General features: G+C 72.3%; 14 protein-coding genes. 6 read left to right on the top strand and 8 right to left on the bottom strand.

Features of this window, described 5'->3' with window-relative positions:
• Window positions 1–29: 29 nt before the first annotated feature.
• The 5 genes from IG86_RS0117080 to IG86_RS0117105 form a co-directional block, all read right to left on the bottom strand.
• Window positions 30–1,631, bottom strand: coding sequence for an FAD-dependent monooxygenase (locus tag IG86_RS0117080; RefSeq protein ID WP_030897679.1), 1,602 nt, complete (start codon window positions 1,629–1,631; stop codon window positions 30–32).
• A 1,609-nt stretch (window positions 1,632–3,240) separates the two neighbouring features.
• Window positions 3,241–4,134: an amino acid ABC transporter permease gene (locus IG86_RS0117090; protein WP_030897682.1), complete on the bottom strand. Its 894-nt coding sequence runs from the start codon at window positions 4,132–4,134 to the stop codon at window positions 3,241–3,243.
• On the bottom strand, window positions 4,131–4,805 hold the full coding sequence (locus IG86_RS0117095; protein WP_030650261.1) for an amino acid ABC transporter permease: 675 nt from the start codon (window positions 4,803–4,805) through the stop codon (window positions 4,131–4,133). The genes IG86_RS0117090 and IG86_RS0117095 overlap by 4 nt, the downstream gene beginning before the upstream one ends.
• 83 nt (window positions 4,806–4,888) lie before the next feature.
• On the bottom strand, window positions 4,889–5,740 hold the full coding sequence (locus IG86_RS0117100; RefSeq protein ID WP_030897699.1) for a glutamate ABC transporter substrate-binding protein: 852 nt from the start codon (window positions 5,738–5,740) through the stop codon (window positions 4,889–4,891).
• An 89-nt stretch (window positions 5,741–5,829) separates the two neighbouring features.
• Window positions 5,830–6,615: an amino acid ABC transporter ATP-binding protein gene (locus IG86_RS0117105; protein ID WP_030650266.1), complete on the bottom strand. Its 786-nt coding sequence runs from the start codon at window positions 6,613–6,615 to the stop codon at window positions 5,830–5,832.
• 348 nt (window positions 6,616–6,963) lie between these two features.
• On the opposite strand from IG86_RS0117105, the gene IG86_RS0117110 reads away from it, so the two are divergent.
• Both IG86_RS0117110 and IG86_RS0117115 read left to right on the top strand, forming a co-directional pair.
• Window positions 6,964–7,668, top strand: a complete 705-nt coding sequence (locus IG86_RS0117110) for a response regulator transcription factor (protein ID WP_030650269.1) — start codon at window positions 6,964–6,966, stop codon at window positions 7,666–7,668.
• A 12-nt stretch (window positions 7,669–7,680) separates the two neighbouring features.
• Complete coding sequence (locus tag IG86_RS0117115) at window positions 7,681–9,093, top strand: sensor histidine kinase (RefSeq protein ID WP_030821212.1); 1,413 nt, start codon at window positions 7,681–7,683, stop codon at window positions 9,091–9,093.
• Window positions 9,094–9,114: 21 nt separating this feature from the next.
• Here the strand turns inward: IG86_RS0117115 and IG86_RS0117120 are convergent, their stop codons facing one another.
• Both IG86_RS0117120 and IG86_RS0117125 read right to left on the bottom strand, forming a co-directional pair.
• Window positions 9,115–11,310 (bottom strand): endo-beta-N-acetylglucosaminidase, encoded by a 2,196-nt coding sequence (locus IG86_RS0117120; protein WP_420711508.1) that lies wholly within the window; start codon window positions 11,308–11,310, stop codon window positions 9,115–9,117.
• A 129-nt stretch (window positions 11,311–11,439) separates the two neighbouring features.
• The gene (locus tag IG86_RS0117125; RefSeq protein WP_030821219.1) at window positions 11,440–12,693 is read right to left on the bottom strand and encodes a glycoside hydrolase 5 family protein; all 1,254 of its coding nucleotides are present in this window, start codon (window positions 12,691–12,693) and stop codon (window positions 11,440–11,442) included.
• Between the two features lie 393 nt (window positions 12,694–13,086).
• On the opposite strand from IG86_RS0117125, the gene IG86_RS0117130 reads away from it, so the two are divergent.
• Window positions 13,087–14,202: a LacI family DNA-binding transcriptional regulator gene (locus IG86_RS0117130; protein WP_107056247.1), complete on the top strand. Its 1,116-nt coding sequence runs from the start codon at window positions 13,087–13,089 to the stop codon at window positions 14,200–14,202.
• Window positions 14,203–14,223: 21 nt separating this feature from the next.
• Window positions 14,224–15,255 carry an ROK family protein gene (locus tag IG86_RS0117135; protein WP_385872701.1) on the top strand — a complete coding sequence of 344 codons (1,032 nt, stop codon included), beginning with the start codon at window positions 14,224–14,226 and terminating at the stop codon, window positions 15,253–15,255.
• Between the two features lie 3 nt (window positions 15,256–15,258).
• On the opposite strand, the gene IG86_RS0117140 is transcribed toward IG86_RS0117135, so the two are convergent.
• Window positions 15,259–16,254 (bottom strand): TAXI family TRAP transporter solute-binding subunit, encoded by a 996-nt coding sequence (locus IG86_RS0117140; protein ID WP_030821226.1) that lies wholly within the window; start codon window positions 16,252–16,254, stop codon window positions 15,259–15,261.
• 175 nt (window positions 16,255–16,429) lie between these two features.
• On the opposite strand from IG86_RS0117140, the gene miaB reads away from it, so the two are divergent.
• Entirely contained in the window at window positions 16,430–17,953 is a 1,524-nt protein-coding gene (gene miaB / locus IG86_RS0117145) for a tRNA (N6-isopentenyl adenosine(37)-C2)-methylthiotransferase MiaB (RefSeq protein ID WP_037942627.1), read from the top strand.
• A 35-nt stretch (window positions 17,954–17,988) separates the two neighbouring features.
• Complete coding sequence (locus IG86_RS0117150; protein ID WP_030897708.1) at window positions 17,989–18,711, top strand: class III extradiol ring-cleavage dioxygenase family protein; 723 nt, start codon at window positions 17,989–17,991, stop codon at window positions 18,709–18,711.
• Window positions 18,712–18,787: the final 76 nt, after the last annotated feature.

Raw genomic sequence — 18,787 nt, forward strand, 5'->3', positions numbered from 1 at the left:
ACCACGCGGGCCCGCGCACGGTCAATCGATCACACGGTCGGCGAAGTCGAAGTCGAAGTCGAAGTCGAAGTGGAAGTCGTGGGCGTGGGCGCGGGCACCCGGGACTCGGGCGCACCGGCCCGGACGGCGTCCGCCGCCTCGTACAGCTCCGCCGGGCGGACCCCCGCGAAGGTCGCCGCCAGATGTCCGTCCGGCCGCACCAGCAGCACGGTGTGCGCCGGGGCACCCGGGTAGCTGTCCGCGACCAGCAGGTCGGTGCGGACCGGCAGGGCGCTGACCGCTGCGGCCAGGCGGGGCATCAGGCCGGCGCCCAGCCAGTGGCGCCGGTCCCAGACCCCGGTGCCGGGGGCCACCAGGACCACCAGCAGCCGGCCCTGCCCCAGCAGGTCGCGCAGCGGTACGGTCGCTCCGTCGGGTGCGGTGACCGGGACGTTCGCCACCGGACCGCCCGGTTCCGTGGCCGTCGGCACCTCGCGTACGGCAACGGGCGGGGCGTAGGCTGGCTCCGCGCCCAGCGGCCCCCGCCCCAGATGCCCGTCGGTGAGCAGGGACTCGGCGGAACGCGAGGCCCCGGGGAGGTAGTTGCGCAGCCCGCCCCCGGAGCGCAGCGTCGGCATCGCCTGGTCGGCCGCGCGCAGCCGGGACGCCACCGCGGTGCGCCGCTCGCCCTCGTAACCGTCCAGCAGCGCGTCGGAGGCACCCTGGTGCCAGGCCAGGGAGAGCTTCCACGCCAGGTTCTCGGCGTCGCGGAGCCCCTCCTCGACGCCCTGGGTGCCGAGTGCGCCCAGCAGGTGCGCGGCGTCGCCGGCGAGGAAGGCCCGCCCGTCGCGCCAGCGCCGGGCCAGCCGGTGGTGCAGCGTGTGCACGCCGGTGTCCAGCAGGTCGTACGGGGGAGTCGTGCCGCCGCACCACTGCGCGAGGGTGTCGCGGATCAGGGTGACCAGCGCGTCGGGGGTCACCAGATCGCCGCGTGCCGGGAGCAGCCAGTCCAGCCGCCAGACCCCGTCGGCCAGCGGCCGCGAGGTGACCTCCTGCTGCGCGCCGCGGTGCAGCAGGGCCTCGCCGGGCCAGGGCAGTTCGGTGCGCAGCGCGGCCACGGCATGGCGCTCGACGGCGGTACGGCCCGGGAAGCGGATGCCGAGCAGCTTGCGCACGGTGGAGCGGGCTCCGTCGCAGCCGACCAGGTAGCTCCCGCGCCACCAGGTGGTCTCCGCGCCCCGGGTGTGCGCGGTGACGCCCCGGTCGTCCTGTTCCAGGGCGTCCAGCCTGCTGTCGCAGACCAGCTGGACGAGGGGGTGCGCGGCGGCACAGTCGCGCAGTCCGCGCGCGAGGGCGTGCTGCGGCACGTGCAGGGGGGCCGGATGGTCCTCGAAGGTCAGCCGGTGGGTGTCACGGCTGCGCCGCATGGTGCGCCAGGCGGCGAAGTACGCCCCCTCGTCGCGCAGCGTCGTACAGCCCAGCCGGTGCGCCATGGCCGCCGTGTCCGCGTGCAGGACGACCGTACGGGCCGGCCGGACCTCGTCCTTGCCGGGCCGTTCGTCGAGCACGACGGAGGGCACGCCCGCGCCCGCGAGGGCGAGGGCCAGGGACAGTCCGACGGGCCCCGCGCCGACGACGATCACCGGGTCCATGGCGCGGCTCCCGATGTCCGGTATGTGATCACAGAACGTATGCAACCCATTGGAGGTGTCTGCGTCAAGTGACACCCGACGGCGCACAGCAGTGTGGTGCGGCGGATGCCCGGCCACCGGCACTTGACAGGTTCGGCTTGCGCGAGTGGCGACCGCGTTGCGCTCGCCGAGGTGCGGGCTCGGCCGCATGTCCTTGCGAGCCATGGCAGACCGCCCCCCAAGCGAATTTGACCATGGGGAACGGTTCGGTGAGTTCCAGCCGAAATGCAGCCGGAATTCACTGGTAGGCGATTTACGCCACGGGTCCGGCTGGAATCTTATTTCATAGCATCTGGCCAGTTTGGCCGGAACTTATTCTTTCGTATTCTGGCGCGCCTCGCCGGTACGTCGCGGTTTGCCCTTGTGATCCCTCTCTTGGGCGGTGGGATGCTCAAGTATTCCTCAAAGGGTTGGTATCTCGCTTGCCGGGCTCTTGTGCGCGTGTAATTGTCATGTCTGCGCAGGGGGCGAGAATTGCTCCGTGTGTAGGAGGTGGTTCGGTGCATCGAATCCAAACCCCTGTCGTCCAATCGGGCGACGCCTCAAAGCTTCCAGTGAAGGAGAAAGGTGAAGAATTTGTTGAAGAGTGGTCGCGTTGGGCGGATCGTGGTCGCGCCCGTGGTCGGGGCACTGTTGGTCGGCCTCTCGTCGCTAGCCACGGCGTCTACCGCGTCGGCTTCTGAATCCGGCGCCATGGCTCGTCCTACCGATTGCCGCTCTGATGTCGCCGGGCACTGGGGGACGACCGCCCGTTGCGGTAGCCACAACGGCGGCTCCTTCCGCGCATATGCATTATGCCGCGACGGCGACGGGAACATGTCGGACTCCTTCGGTCCGTGGCGGCAGTGGGGCGATTCCATCGCCTACTGCATGGGCTCGTCCTGGGCCGTTTCTGCAGGGGTCCAGACGTCCGTTCGCAACAACGGCTGAACGCGGCCGCTTCTATTGAGAGGGGCATGGAAATGAGGAAGCTCTGCACAGCGCTGCTGGCTGCAATGGCGGTGGCGGTTCTGGGGCTCCAGGGTACGGCGACTGCGGCGCCTGCAGGCTGGCCGACCGGGTGTGAGGATGCTAAGTACGACAACGGCTGGTACGCCGCATGTCGTCAGGCCAATGGTGGTAGGTGGAAGGCGTCGGTGACATGCGTGCCTCTCCATGGTGGCCCTGATGTCACGCGGGATGGTGCTTGGGTGACGAGTGGAATGTCCCTCGTCTTCTGCCCGCCACTCACTGTGGTTAAGACCGGGGGCGTCTGGACGAGGTCGTACTGATAGTCCGAATGGCGGCTTGGATGCGGGTTGCATTGCATTCCACGTAGCGGCTGCATGTGAGTGGTCGGAATCTGCGGCGTTTCAATGGACCCGCCTGTAAAGCGCCGCAGGTTATCAGGACGCCCGCCAAGGCTGCCGACTGGGATTTTTACCTTGAGTGCAGATACCCGCAAACGCCATGTGGTGCGGCGGATGAGATCCGCCGCACCACATGCGCCATGTCGGCGTGCTGGAGGAGTGTCGAGCACTCCGGCGGCACCGCCTCATGCAAGGAGGCCCCGACCTGTTGTTCTGCCGGGTCAGGGGGCCTTGCCCACGCCGGCCGCGCCGCCCGCGTCGACCTCGGCCACGTCGCCCTCGACGACGGCGCCGGTGCCCTTCTTCGACTGCCTCAGCCGCCTCTCCAGCCAGGAGGCCAGGGTGGTCAAGGCGAAGTTGACGGCGATGTAGATCACAGCGATCACGACCATGGTCGCGATGGTGTTGCTGTAGTTCGCGGAGATCTGCCGGTTCATCGACATCAGGTCTGCGAAGCCCAGGACGGCGCCACCGAGGGCCGTGTCCTTGAGGATCACCACGAGCTGGCTGACCAGCGCGGGCAGCATCGCCGTGACGGCCTGCGGAATCAGGACATACAGCATGGTCTGGCCCTTGCGCATGCCGATCGCCTTGGCCGCGTCCGTCTGGCCGCGGGGCAGCGACAGGATGCCGGCCCGGACGATCTCGGCGATGACCGAGGCGTTGTACAGCACGAGACCGGTGACCACCGCGTAGAGCGGCCTCAGGTCGGAGCTGACGGTCCCGAGCATCACGTACAGGGCAGAGCTGAAGATCATCAGGATGAGGACCGGGATGGCGCGGAAGAACTCCACGACCGCGCCGACCGGCACGCGCACCCATGCGTGGTCCGAGAGCCGGGCGATACCGAGGAGCGCGCCCAGCGGCAGGGCGATCACCATGGCGATCAGACCGGCCTTCAGCGTCTCGCCGAGGCCGGGCAGCAGGAACGTCGTCCAGATCTGGCTGTCGGTGACGAAGGGGGTCCACTTGTCGGCGTCGAGCTGGTTCTTCTCCGCCATGCGGGCGAGGACCCACCACAGGGCCAGCCCGACGAGCACCAGGAAGATGCCGGTGTAGATCCAGTTGCGGGCCTTGGCCCTGGGGCCGGGGGTGTCGTACAGAACGGAGCTCATCGCTTCACCGCCACTCGCTTGGCCACCCAGCCCAGCAGCAGGCCGGTGGGCAGGGTCAGCAGGACGAAGCCGAGGGCGAAGACCCCGAAGACCGCGAAGAGCGCGTCCGCCTCGTTCTCCAGCATTTCCTTCATCAGCAGGGCCGCCTCGGCCACGCCGATGGTCGCCGCCACGGTGGTGTTCTTGGTGAGGGCGATCAGTACATTGGCGAGCGGTCCGACGACTGCCCGGAAGGCCTGGGGGAGCACGATCAGGCGGAGCACCTGGAAGAAGCTCAGCCCCAGCGCACGAGCCGCTTCGGCCTGGCCGACGGGCACGGTGTTGATGCCGGAGCGCAGAGCCTCGCAGACGAATGTGCCCGTATAAGCGATCAGGCCGAGGACGGCGAGCCGGAAGCCGGCCTCCTTGGAGGTGTCACCGCCCAGGTTGATGCCGAGGGTCTGGTACAGGCCCAGCGAGCATCCGAGGATCAGCAGGGTCAGCGGCGTGTTGCGTACGGTGTTGACGTACGCGGTGCCGAAGGCCCGCATGAGCGGGACCGGGCTGACCCGCATCCCTGCCAGCAGGATGCCCCAGATCAAGGACCCGATCGCCGAGTAGAGGGTGAGCTGAACCGTCACCCAGAAGGCTCCGAGCACGTCGTACTGCCCGGAAGTAAGAAAGTCGAACACGTTGCCCTGCGCTCTCCCCAGGATGGCCGGTGGGGCGCGCCGCCGCCCACTACGGGCGGGCGGCGGCGCGCCCCACCGATGAATCAGCTGCCTTCGGTGATCTGCGGGGCCGGGTCGGCCTTGTAGCCGGCGGGGCCGAGGTTCGCGTCCACGGCCTTCTGCCAGGAGCCGTCCTCGACCATCTTCTTGAGCGCGGCGTTGACCTTGGTCTGGAGCTCCTTGTCGCCCTTCTTCAGACCGATGCCGTAGGGCTCGTCGCTGAGCTTCAGGCCGGCGAGCTTGAACTTGCCCTTGTTCTTCTCCTGCGCGGCGTAGCCGGCCAGGATCGAACCGTCCGTGGTCACGGCGTCGACGGCCTTGTTCTCCAGGCCCGTCAGGCACTCGGAGTAGCCCGGGTACTCCTGCAGGTCGGCGTCGGGAGCCAGCTTGGTCTTGACGTTCTGCGCGGACGTGGAACCGGTGACCGAGCAGAGCTTCTTCTTGTTGAGGTCCTCGGCCTTGGTGATCGAGGTGTCGTCGGCGCGGACCAGCAGGTCCTGGTGGGCCAGGAAGTACGGGCCGGCGAAGTCGACCCGCGCCTTGCGCTTGTCGTTGATCGTGTACGTCGCGACGACCAGCTTGACGTCACCGTTCGAGATCAGGTTCTCGCGCTCGGCGCTGACGGCCTGCTTGAACTCGATCTGGTCGGGCTGGTAGCCGAGCTCCTTGGCGACGTAGGTCGCCACGTCGACGTCGAAGCCCGTGAACTTGCCGTCCGGGGTCTTCAGGCCCAGACCGGGCTGGTCGTACTTGATGCCGATGACGATCTTGTCCTTCTTGGCGTCACCGGACGCGCCGCCATCACTCGCCTTGTCGGCGCCGCCGCCACACGCGGTCGCGGTCAGGGACAGGGCGACGGCGACGGCCGCGGCCGCAGCAGCCTTGGAGATCTTCATGATGAACTTCCCTCGGATGAGACGTTGTTGGACGACGAGCGACGACGCGTGCGCCGGGCCGCCAGGGGATCACTACCAGACGGCAGCCGTCAGTGGTGCAGGATCTTCGACAGGAAGTCCTTCGCCCGATCACTGCGCGGGTTGCTGAAGAACTGCTCGGGGGTGGCTTCTTCGACGATCTTTCCGTCTGCCATGAAGACGACCCGGTTCGCCGCGGAGCGGGCGAAGCCCATCTCGTGCGTGACGACCACCATGGTCATCCCCTCGCTGGCGAGCTGCTGCATGACCTCCAGCACCTCGTTGATCATCTCCGGGTCGAGCGCCGAGGTGGGCTCGTCGAAGAGCATCACCTTCGGCTCCATCGCCAGCGCCCGGGCGATCGCCACGCGCTGCTGCTGGCCGCCGGAGAGCTGGGCCGGGTACTTGTCGGCCTGCGACGCGACGCCGACCCGCTCCAGCAGGGACAGCGCCTTCGCGTGGGCCGCGGCCTGGTCGGTCTTGCGGACCTTGAGCTGGCCCAGCATGACGTTCTGCAGCACCGTCTTGTGCGCGAAGAGGTTGAACGACTGGAACACCATGCCGACGTCGGCGCGCAGACGGGCGAGCTCCTTGCCCTCCGAGGGCAGCTCCTTGCCGTCGAGCGTGATGGTGCCCGAGTCGATGGTCTCCAGGCGGTTGATGGTCCGGCACAGCGTGGACTTGCCCGATCCCGAAGGACCGATCACCACGACTACCTCACCGCGGGCAATGCTCAGATCGATGTCCTGAAGCACGTGCAGCGCGCCGAAGTGCTTGTTGACGTTGCTCAGCACGACCAGGTCGTCCGCGGCACCGGCCGCGTCCTGAACGTCCTTGGTCACTGATACTCCGCTCATCGGCTTCTAGCTCCGTCCTCCTCGGTTGGGAGGACAGTAGTGACGACCCGCGCACAACGTCATCACATCTGAGGGAGAATTGAGCATAACGATCCGGCCTCTTCCGGATACGCTCCGTGCGCGGCACCGGCGTGGTCGATCATGTACTCGTACCGGGTGCATAACGGTAGGCGCGCCGCGCCGGAACCCTCTTGACGTGGGACTCCGCATGGGCGTGGATGCAGGGTGGCCATTTCTGCGGCCGTACGCGCGGCACCGACCGGCCGCATCGGAGCCGTACGAGCCGTGACGGGGCCCGGGCGTGGGCCGCCCGAGTGACCCGAGAGAGATGAAGGAGAGGGGGACGACATGAGACTGCTGCTCGTCGAGGACGACGATCACGTCGCCGCCGCCCTGTCCGCGATCCTCGCCCGGCACGGCTTCCAGGTCACCCACGCCCGCAACGGCGAAGAGGCCCTCCAGGCGCTCCTGCCCGCCGGCGCCCCGCCCTTCGGCGTGGTCCTGCTCGACCTCGGCCTGCCCGACCAGGACGGCTACGAGGTGTGCGGCCGGATCCGCAAGCGCACCGCCACGCCCGTCATCATGGTCACCGCGCGGGCCGACGTACGCTCCCGCATCCACGGCCTGAACATGGGAGCCGACGACTACGTCGTCAAGCCCTACGACACCGGCGAACTCCTCGCCCGCATCCACGCCGTCGCCCGGCGCACCGGAGCCTCCGAGGAGGCCGTCGCCACCGGCACCGGTGCGCCCGCCACCGTCCGCCTCGGCCCCGTCAGCATCGAGCTGCCCACCCGACGGGTCAGCGTGGACGGCACCGACGTACCCCTCACCCGCAAGGAGTTCGACCTGCTGGCCCTGCTCGCGCAGCGGCCCGGTGTCGTCTTCCGCCGCGAACAGATCATCAGCGAGGTGTGGCGCACCAGCTGGGAGGGGACCGGGCGCACCCTGGAGGTCCACGTCGCCTCGCTGCGCTCCAAGCTGCGCATGCCCGCCCTCATCGAGACCGTCCGCGGGGTGGGCTACCGGCTCGTCACCCCGGCCGCCCCCTAGGGACCTCCTGCCGTGCGTGCCCGCCTGCTCCCCCTGCTCGTCATCCTGATGGCGGGCACCCTGCTCGCCCTCGGCTTCCCGCTCGCCGTGAGCCTGGCCGCCGGACAGCAGCAGCGGGTGGTCGTCGACCGCATCGACGACAGCGCCCGCTTCGCCGCCCTCGCCCAGTTCGTCATCGACGCCCGGGGCTCCGGCTCCACCGGAGCCGACGAGCGCGAGCAGACCCTCCAGCACGAACTCGGCCGCTACCACGAGCTGTACGGCATCCGCGTCGGGATCTTCAACCGCGACGACAACGCCATGGTCCGCTCCCCGGGCTGGTGGCACCTCCCCGAGTCCGGCGAGGGCCGCAGGGCCTTCGAGGAGGCGCTCGCCGGGCGCCGCAGCCACGACCCGCCCCAGGTGTGGCCCTGGCAGACGCACGGCAAGCTGCTGGTCGTCTCCCCGGTCGTCCTCGACGGCGACGTGGTCGCGGTCGTCGCCACCGAATCGCCGACGGACCTCATGCGGGGCCGGATCCTGAAGGGCTGGCTGCTCATCGCGGGCGGCCTCACCGCCGCCATGCTGGTCGCCTTCGGCGCCGCCCTGCGGCTCACCAGCTGGGTGCTCAAGCCCGTACGGACCCTGGACACCGCCGCCCACGGCATCGCCACCGGGCGGATGAACTCCCGCGTCGCGGCCGCCAGCGGCCCGCCGGAACTCCAGCGCCTGGCGCACTCGTTCAACGAGATGGCCGACAACGTCGAAGAGGCACTGGAGCAGCAGCGGGCGTTCGTCGCCGACGCCTCGCACCAGCTGCGCAACCCGCTCGCTGCACTGCTCCTGCGCATCGAGCTGCTCGCCCTCGAACTGCCCGAGGGCAACGAGGAGATCGCGTCCGTGCGCACCGAGGGCAAGCGCCTGACGCAGGTCCTCGACGATCTCCTGGACCTGGCACTGGCCGAGCACGCCTCCGCCGAGATAAGCCTCACCGACATCGGCGCGCTGGCCGCGGAACGGGTCGCCGCGTGGCGGCCGTACGCCGAGGAGAAGGGCGTACGGCTCACCGAGACGGGCCGGAGCGCCGTCACCGGCTGGGCCGACCCCATCGCCCTGTCCAGCGCGCTCGACGCCGTCATAGACAACGCCCTCAAGTTCACTCCCGCCGGTGAGGAGGTCGAGGTGTCGGTCTCGGCCGAGGGCCGCTCGGTCCGCGTGGTCGTCGCCGACCGCGGCCCCGGCCTGACCGAGGAGGAGCTGCAGCGCGTGGGCGACCGCTTCTGGCGCAGCGGCCGCCACCAGAACATCAAGGGCTCCGGACTCGGCCTGTCGATCTCCCGGACCCTGCTCGCCGGGGGCGGCGGGACCCTCTCCTACGCGACGAACCCGCCGCACGGGCTCCGGGTGACCGTGACCGTCCCGCGCACCGGCCCCGAGGCCTCCTGACCCCGACCGGCACGACGCCCCCTACGGCTCCCAGGGCAGGGTCGTGCGGGCGGGCGCGGACACCGCGTACAGCTCGTCGACGGCCCGCACCTCGAAGACGGCCGCCCGCTCCCGGCCGGCGCGCGCGACCCCCGGGAGGTACAGGGCGGTGCCGCAGGTGCCGCCGAGGAAGCGGCGGCCGCCGTCGGGCAGCACCCGGTGCACCTCGTAGTGGCGCGGCCGCCCGCCCGGACCGGACCCCGCCGCCCGCCACGACAGGCGCAGCCAGGCCCTGCCGTCCTGGCGGGCCGCGGCGTCCACGGCCGGCGCGACGGGCGGGGCCGGGCGCCGGGTGCGGGCGCCGTCGTGCACCGACAGGGCGCCGAGCCGCCACGCCACCGCAGTGCTCCCGGGCGCGGTGATCCGTACGGCGAGGGCGTACGCGGTCCGGCCCGCCAGCGGCGCGAGCGCGGCACGCGCCGTGCGCCAGCCGGCAGCGCCGGCCGCCCCGGCGCCCGTGCTCCCGGTCCGCAGCCAGGTGTACGGGACCGGATCCCCCGGGGCGGAGGGCTCCCGGGTGGCCACACCCACCTCGACGGTCACCGGAGCCGGTCCGGTGGCGTGCACCAGCTCCACGACGCTCCCGCGGGTCAGCGGCAGCCGCGTGGAGTGCAGCCCGACGGCCACCGGGGCCGTCAGGGAGCCCGAGACCAGCAGGCTGGAGCCGCCGCGCCAGGCGTCCGCGAAGTCCAGGGTGACGGACGGACGCGTTCCGGCGGTGTCCACCACCCAGCGGCGGCCCGGCAGCCGGTCCTGGAGCCCGAGGTGGTTCCACGGCGTGTCCGAGCTGACCTCGCCGTTCTCGTACCAGCGCAGCCCGTGTCCGGTGTTGAAGGAGCAGGCGAAGGGCAGCCCGGCGACGGTGGACCGGTCGGCGACGGCTGTCGCGGGAGCCCGCCAGGAAGCCTCGACCGCGGGCCGGGCCGGGTCCAGGGACTCGCCCGTCCAGAACCGGTCGTCCGCGTGGTGGAAGGCCCCGGGGGAGCGGTCGGTGAGGTGGTTGCGGGTCCATTCGGGCCGGTAGAAGCCGTAGCTGACGACGTGGTCGCCGCTCCGCGGGACGATCGCGTCCCAGCGGACGTCGGCGTCCCAGCCCCGGGACTCCGTGTCCACGGCCGCCCACAGCTCGTGGCGGGAGCGGCCCAGCCGGTCGGCGAGCGCGCCCGAGGCGGCCAGCGTGTCCGGGGTCCAGCGGAAGTCCACGAACATCGTGTCCGCGACCTTGCCGGCCCGGTCCTCGTAGAACTCCTGGTTCAGGGCGTTCAACGCGCCCTGCCAGCCGACCCGGCCGGTGCTGTTCATGGCGTCGTACCAGGTGATCCGCAGACCGTGCGGCTCGCCCGCCGCCCGCAGGGCGCGCAGGAACTCCCGCATCCGGGTGGCGAGGGCGCTGTCGCCGCCGTCGGTCTCCGCGTTGACGAACCAGCCGTCGAAGCCGTACGTCCGCGCCACGCGGACGAGCTGCTCCGCGATCGGGAAGCGGCCGAGGCGGTCGCGCCGCACCAGGTCGCGGGTCCACCGCAGATCGCCGCCGTACGCCACGGGCGGCAGGAACACGTTGCCCAGCACCCGCACCCCGTTGCGGTGGGCGGCGTCGACCACGGGGGCGTTCGGGGCCAGGACGATCCCCTCGCCCGCCGAGCCGCCCCAGAAGACCAGCTCGTCGATGTACGCCCAGTGCGTGAGCGCGTAGTAGTCGGCGGTGGGGGAGCCCTGCGCGGGGTTCCCGGCGGTCGGTGCGAAGGAGACGAGGGAGGCGATACGGGCCTGGCCGGCGCGGGCCGTCCTGTTGGCCGGGACGGGGGTGAACCGCTGCGCGAGCGGCACGGTCGCGGTGTTGTGGGCCAGGTCGGGGTCGTCCTCGGGGCTCCACCGGCTGAGCGAGCGCCACACGATCCCGGGGCCCGGGGTGCCCGCCGGGAGGGAGTCGGGGAACCAGTAGGAGGCGTACGGAGCCGGCCCGGCCGGGACCGGCTCGGGTACGACCGGCTCGGGCGCGGCCGCCGCCGGCAGGGTCGCCTCCGCGGCCGTCGCGGCCCGTGCGCGCCCCGCCACGCCCAGCAGCGCGGCGGCGCCGGCCCCGGCGGCCAGCACTCTGCGCCGGGTCGGCCGTAACGGGATGGGCCCTGAGGGGGCGGGCGTCGTACGGCGCTCGACGCCGTGGTCGGTCTCGGACACGAGGGGCTCCTCACGAGCGGTCGGACCGGATCGGGTCGGATCCGGGCAGGGCGGATCGAGGCAGGGCGGATCGGCGCGGTTCGGTCGGGGCGGGTCGGATCGGGGCGGGTCGGATCGGGGCGATTCGGGTCACACGACGTCGCGGACGTGCAGCACCTCGGTGATGCCGCGCGCCGCCCGATGGGCCGGGTCCTCGGCGCGTTCCGCCAGCACCACCGCGGGTCGCACCCCCTGGGCCGTCAGCACGGTCCAGGCGTCGAAGAACGCGCCCCCCGGGGCGCACACGGAACGGCCCGGGGCCCGCTCCGCCCCGCCCACGTCCACGGCGAGCGCCGTGGAGCGGGGAGCGGGACGGTGCGCGCGGCCGCGCCACTGCGCGGCGATCCGGGCGATGGCGGCGCCGGCCGGCTTGGTCCTGCGGTCGTTGGTGAGCAGGCCGAGGCCGTACTCCAGCTCCGGGAAGTCGGCCAGGTCCCGGGACACGTCGTGCGAGCACCACCAGGTCACGCCCCACAGGTCCGGGCAGTCCAGCGCGTTCACGACGGTGGCCTCGGTGAACCGCGCCGCCTGCGCCGGCCCGATCAGCGGCGCCGGGGCGCCGGCCTCCTGGAGCCACACCGGCCGGTGCGGGTCCAGGGCCCAGGCCTTGGAGAGCTCGATCAGGTACGCGGCGTGGTGCTCGGTGGCCGTACCGCGTGCCCCGTGGCGCTGCGCGGTGCCGTCGAACACCCAGGAGTGGACGGCGGTGGCCGCGCCCAGCCCGGCGGCCTGGGCGGGCGTGAAGGGGTGGTCGTCCCGGTACCAGACGGCGTCGTACTCGGCGTGCAGGTGGAGGCGGCCGGGCGCCCCCCGCTCGCAGGCGGCGAGCATCCGCTCCAGCCAGCGGGCGGCCTGTGCGGGGGTGATGCGGTCGGGGTCGGGGTGCGGGGCGCCGGAGAACTGGTTGATCTCGTTGCCGACGGTCATGCCGAGGAAGTTCGGCCGGTCGGCGAGGGCCGCGGCGAGCGTGCGCAGGTACTCCTCCTGCCCGGCGACGACGTCGGGGTCGGTGAAGATGTTGCGCCGGTGCCAGGTCCGGGTCCACGCGGGCAGGAAGTCGAAGCTCGACAAGTGCCCCTGCAGGCCGTCCACGTTGACGTCGAGGCCGCGCTCGGCGGCCGCGTCCGCGAGCGCGACGAGCTGCTCGACGGCGCGCGGCCGGATCAGCGTGCGGTTCGGCTGGAAGACCGGCCACAACGGGAAGACGCGCACGTGGTCCAGCCCGAGCGCGGCGATCGCGTCGAGGTCGGCCCTGACCTCGTCGAGGTCGAAGTCCAGCCAGTGGTGGAACCAGCCCTGGGCCGGCGTGTAGTTGGCACCGAAGCGGAGCGGGTCGTCCTGCACGAGGCGTCCTGGGGTTCTGGAGTTTGCACGAATTCACCGGACGAGCCACAAAATGCCGGTGTCGGTGCGGAAAGTCAACAGGGCCTCCGGCGCGGCTACTTATGCGCTTCAGCCCAGTCGTCCCAAGGGATCTGTCGTCAAGTGCCCGATCGACTAATGCGGTTTAGTGGTGGCGCCGTCCAGGGGAGTGTGCGGAAATGTACAGCGGTTTTCCGGTCAGGCCCTCGCGGAGAGCGGCGGTTGACGGGTCGTCCGCCGCGTCCGGGTCGCGTACGGTCCGGCAGGTGCCGTCCGTGGTCCGCAGGCGTTGTCCGCGCCCGTGGTCCGCAGGCGTTGTCCGCACCCGGTCGTCCGCACGCAGTCGTCCCCACCCCGTAGTGAATGAGGCAGGCCATGGCCCGCAGACCCACGATCAAGGACATCGCCCGACGGGCCGGAGTGTCGGAGAGCGCCGTCTCCTTCGCACTGAACGACCGCCCCGGAGTCTCGCGGGACACCCGGGCCCGGATCCGCCGCGTCGCGGAGGAACTCGGCTGGCAGGCCAACAGCGCCGCCCGCGCCCTGTCCGGCGAACGCTCCGGCGCGGTCGGGCTCGTGCTGGCCCGGCCCGCGCACACCCTCGGCGTCGAGTCCTTCTTCCTGCAGCTCGTCTCCGGAATCCAGGAGGTCCTCTCCGCCGCCCGGACCGCGCTGCTGTTCCAGGTGGTCGAGGACGTGGACGCCGAATGCGCGGTCTACCGCCGCTGGTGGGCGGAGCGGCGGGTCGACGGCGTGCTGGTCGTCGACCCGCGTACGGGGGACCCGCGCCCGGCGCTCCTGGCGGAGCTGGGCCTGCCCGCGGTCACCATCGGCGAGCCCGGCCCGCCGGCCGGCCCCTCGGCGGTCCCCGGTCCCTCGGCGGTCCCCGGTGCCTCGGTCCCAGGGCCCTCGACCGGCGCCGGAGCCTCGCCGGTCTCCTCGGTCCGGGCCGACGACGCCGGGGCGATGGCGCAGGTCCTGGAACACCTCCACGGGCTGGGCCACCGCCGGATCGTCCACATCGCCGGGCTGCCCGGCCTCGCCCACACCGTCCGCCGGATGGAGTCCCTGCGTGCCGAGGCCGAGCGGCGCGGCCTCGGCCCGGACCACGTGCGCTCGGTGGTCACCGACTACTCCGACGCGGAGGGCGCGGCCGCCACCCGCCGGGTCCTCGCCGAGCCGCGGCCCCCGACCGCGCTCGTCTACGACAACGACGTGATGGCCGTCGCCGGCAGCGCGGTCGCCGCCGAGCTGGGCATCCCCGTGCCGCACCGGCTGTCGATCGTGGCCTGGGACGACTCCGCGCTGTGCCGGGTCACCCACCCCCGGCTCACCGCCCTCGTCCGCGACACGGCCGGCTTCGGGCGGCTGGCCGCCGAGGAACTGCTGTCCGTACTCGCCGGCGGTCCGGCCGGGGTGCGGGAGAGCGAGCGGCCGCGGCTGGAGCCTCGCGAGAGTACGGCGCCGGCCCCCGCGCATACTGATTCCTGAACCCTTCCTGGAGCCGCCACCGTGATCACCCCCATCACCCCGTCGCCCACCCCGCGTGCCGCCGCGGCGACCACCGGACCGACGGTGGCGATCGACATCGGCGGCACGAAGATCGCCGGGGCGCTGGTGCACCCCGACGGCACGATGTCGGCCACCACCCGCCGGGCCACCCCGCGCCGGGTGGACGCCGAAGGCGTCATGGCGGCGGTGGCCGAGGTCGTCGCCGACCTGGCCGAGTCGCCGCTGTGGTCCTCGGCGGTCCGCTGCGGCATCGGCAGCGCCGGCCCCGTGGACACCTCCCGGGGCACGGTCAGCCCGGTCAACATCGGGGCGTGGCGGGAGTTCCCGATCCAGGAGCGGGTGGCGGCGGCGCTGGCGGCGCGCGGAGCCGAACTGCCGACCGTACTGGCCGGCGACGGCGTGGCGATGACCGCGGCCGAGCACTGGCTGGGCGCGGCCCGCGGCTACGCGAACGCCCTGTGCATGGTGGTCTCCACGGGTGTCGGCGGCGGCCTGGTCCTGAACAACCAGCTCCACCCCGGCCCCACCGGCAACGCGGGCCACATCGGTCACATCACCGTGGCCTTCGACGGCGAGCCGTGCGTCTGCGGCGGCCGCGGCTGCGTCGAGTCGATCGCTTCCGGCACGGCGATCGCCCGCTGGGCCCTCGATCAGGGCTGGAAGCCGTCGGACGGCTCGGGCGGGGGCGCCGCGCACGACGCCTCGGCGGCGGGCGTGGCCGCGGCCGCCGCGCAGGGCGATCCGATCGCCCTGGCGGCCTTCGACCGGGCCGGCCGCGCCCTGGCAGCCGCCATCGCGGCCAGTGCCACCCTCGTGGAGACGGACATCGCGGTCATCGGGGGTGGAGTGGCCGCCGCCGGAGAGACCCTCTTCGGCCCGATCCGCTCCCACCTCGCCCAGTACGCCACGCTCTCCTTCGTCCAGGAGCTCCAGGTGGTGCCGGCGACGCTGGGCACCCACGCGGGCCTGATCGGCGCGGCCGCGGCGGCGACGATGCTGCTGCCACCGTCCGCCCCCGCGCCCACGGCGTGAGCGTCAGGGCTTGACGGACCGGTAGTACCGGCCGGCTCCCTCGTGGAGCTCCAGCGGGTCGGTGTAGATCGCCGTGCGCAGGTCCACCAGCTGCGCGGCGTGCACCGCGCGCCCGACCTTGTCGCGGCTGGCGATCACCGTCCGGGTCAGCTGCTCGGTCAGCTCGGGGTCGGCCTTGGCCGTGGTCACCAGCAGGTTCGGCACGGCCAGAGTGGTCACCGCACTGGTGTTGCGGGCCCGTGCGTAGGCGTCCTGCGGCATGACGGCCGTGCGGTAGTAGCGCGCCGGGCTGCCGCTGCCCTGGAGCGCCTCCACCAGGTCGCCGAGCTGGACGAGCCGGATGTCGAAGCGCTCCGACAGCTCGCGCACCGCGTTCGTCGGCAGGCCGCCCGACCAGAAGAACGCGTCGATCCGGCCCGCCTCCAGCTCGGTCGGCATGGTGTCGATACCGATGGACACCGGCGTGAGGTCCAGCACCGGGTCGATGCCCGCCGCGGTGAGCAGCCGCTCCGTGACCAGCCGCACCCCGGAACCGGGCTGGCCGATCGCCACCCGCTTGCCCCGCAGGTCCCGCGCCGACTGCACCGGGGACCCGGCCGGCACCACCAGCTGCACGTAGTCGTCGTAGAGCCGTGCGCATCCGCGCAGCAGGTCCGCGCCCGGCTTCCCGTCGAGCCGGTACTTGGCGACCGCGTCCGCCGTCGCCACGGTGAAGTCCGCCTCGCCGGTGGCCAGCCGCCTCAGGTTCTCCTGCGAGCCCTCGCTGGTCACCAGCTCCACGTCCACACCGGGCATGTCCTGCCCGAGCGCCTGCTGCAGGAGCTGCCCGTAGCGGTGGTAGACACCGGTGCGCGCGCCCGTGCTGAAGGTCAGTTCGCCCTGCAGCTCCGGCTTCCCGAAGGGCTTCAGCCACCACGTGAGGACGCCGAGCACGGCGAGTACGGCCACCAGGACCCGCAGGGCATGGCGCCTGCTGATCCGGGGCGGTACGAGAGGCATGGGCGCGATCCTGCCACCCGGCCGCCGTCCTGTCACGGCGCGGGCCGTCCCCCCACCCCGCCCCCGGCCGCCGTCCGCGCCCCTGACCTGCGGCTCCACCGGTTCGGCCGGGTCCCGCCCGGGGACCGGCCGCACAGCGACCGGAGGGCTCCCGTCCACCGCCTACCCTTGTTGCATGACCAGCAGCGACCGGAGCCAGGCAGTGGACGAGAAGCGAAGCTACGAGGTGCGCACCTACGGGTGCCAGATGAACGTGCACGACTCGGAGCGGCTCTCCGGTCTGCTGGAGGACGCCGGCTACGTCCGGGCGCCCGAGGGCTCCGACGGCGACGCCGACGTCGTGGTCTTCAACACCTGCGCGGTCCGCGAGAACGCCGACAACAAGCTCTACGGCAACCTCGGCCGGCTCGCCCCGATGAAGACGAAGCGCCCCGGCATGCAGATCGCCGTCGGCGGCTGCCTGGCCCAGAAGGACCGCGACACGATCGTCAAGAAGGCCCCCTGGGTCGACGTCGTCTTCGGCACGCACAACATCGGCAAGCTCCCCGTGCTGCTGGAGCGCGCCCGCATCCAGGAGGAGGCGCAGGTCGAGATCGCCGAGTCGCTGGAGGCCTTCCCCTCCACGCTCCCGACCCGCCGCGAATCCGCGTACGCCGCCTGGGTCTCGATCTCCGTCGGCTGCAACAACACCTGCACCTTCTGCATCGTCCCCGCGCTGCGCGGCAAGGAGGAGGACCGCCGGCCCGGCGACATCCTCGCCGAGGTGGAGGCCCTGGTCGCCGAGGGCGTCTCGGAGATCACCCTGCTCGGCCAGAATGTGAACGCCTACGGCTCCGACCTCGGCGACCGCGAGGCCTTCAGCAAGCTGCTGCGCGCCTGCGGCCAGATCGAGGGCCTGGAGCGGGTCCGCTTCACCTCCCCGCACCCGCGCGACTTCACCGACGACGTGATCGCGGCGATGGCCGAGACCCCGAACGTGATGCCGCAGCTGCACATGCCGATGCAGTCCGGCTCGGACCCGATCCTGAAGGCGATGCGCCGCTCGTACCGGCAGGAGCGCTTCCTCGGCATCATCGAGAAGGTGCGCGCCGCGATCCCGCACGCCGCGATCTCCACCGACATCATCGTGGGCTTCCCCGGCGAGACGGAGGAGGACTTCCAGCAGACGATGCACGCGGTGCGCGAGGCCCGCTTCGCGAACGCCTTCACCTTCCAGTACTCCAAGCGGCCCGGCACCCCCGCCGCCGACATGGACGGGCAGATCCCCAAGGAGGTCGTGCAGGACCGCTACCTGCGCCTGGTCGCCCTCCAGGAGGAGATCTCCTGGGAGGAGAACAAGAAGCAGGTCGGCCGCACGCTGGAGGTCATGGTCGCCGAGGGCGAGGGGCGCAAGGACGGCGCCACGCACCGCCTGTCGGGCCGCGCCCCCGACAACCGCCTGGTGCACTTCACCAAGCCGGAGCAGGAGGTCCGCCCCGGTGACGTGGTCACCGTGGACATCACCTACGCCGCCCCGCACCACCTGCTGGCCGAGGGCCCGACGCTGACGGTGCGCCGTACCCGCGCCGGCGACGCCTGGGAGAAGCGCAACGCGGCCCCCGCTCAGCCGGCGGGCGTCATGCTCGGCATCCCGACGCTGGGCGTCCCGGCGCCCCTGCCGGCCGCCGTCTCCGGCTGCTCGGTGCCCGCCTCCTCCTGAGGCTCCGCCGCGGCGCTCCGGCTAGGCTGCGGATCATGCTCGTAGCCGCCGCAGTCTGTCCCGCCCCGCCGCTGCTCGTGCCGGAGGTCGCCGCGGGCGCCGCCGCCGAACTCGGCGACGCCCGCACCGCCTGCTCCGACGCGCTCGCGGTGCTCGCCGCCTCCCGGCCCGACCTGCTGGTCGTGGTCGGGGCCGCGCAGGAGGGCGGCGGGTACGACCAGGGCACGCCCGGCAGCTTCGCCGGATTCGGCGTGGACCTGACCGTCACGCTCGGCCCCGAGCCGGGCGGACCGCCGAGCGGCCACGCCACCGGGACCACCCTCCCGGCTTCCCTCGCGGTCGGGGGCTGGCTGCTCGGCCGGGCCGGCTGGGCGGTCGCCCCGGTCGCCGGAGTGGCCGTCGCCGAGGACCTCCCGTCCAGCGGCTGCGGCCTCCTCGGGGCGGACCTGGGCCGTTCCGCCGAACGCGTGGCGATGCTCGTCCTCGGGGACGGCAGTGCCTGCCGCACCCTCAAGGCCCCCGGTTACCTGGACGAGCGCGCCGCGGGCTTCGACGCGGCCGCCGCACGCGCCCTGGGCGCCGCCGACGCGGCCGCGCTCGCAGCGATCGACGCCGGGCTCGCCGCCGAACTCCAGGCCGCCGGCCGCGCCCCCTGGCAGGTGCTGGCCGGCGCCGCCGAGGGCGCTGACCTCGCAGGCCGGCTGCTGTACGAGGACGCCCCGTACGGCGTGGGGTACTTCGTCGCCGTCTGGTCCTAGCGTCCGGGACGGTGAACGCCGAAGGGGCGCGGAACCAGGATCAGCTGGTTCCGCGCCCCTTCGGCGTTCCCGTACC

It is taken from the genome of Streptomyces virginiae (assembly GCF_000720455.1).
Classification (GTDB): Bacteria; Actinomycetota; Actinomycetes; order Streptomycetales; family Streptomycetaceae; genus Streptomyces; species Streptomyces virginiae.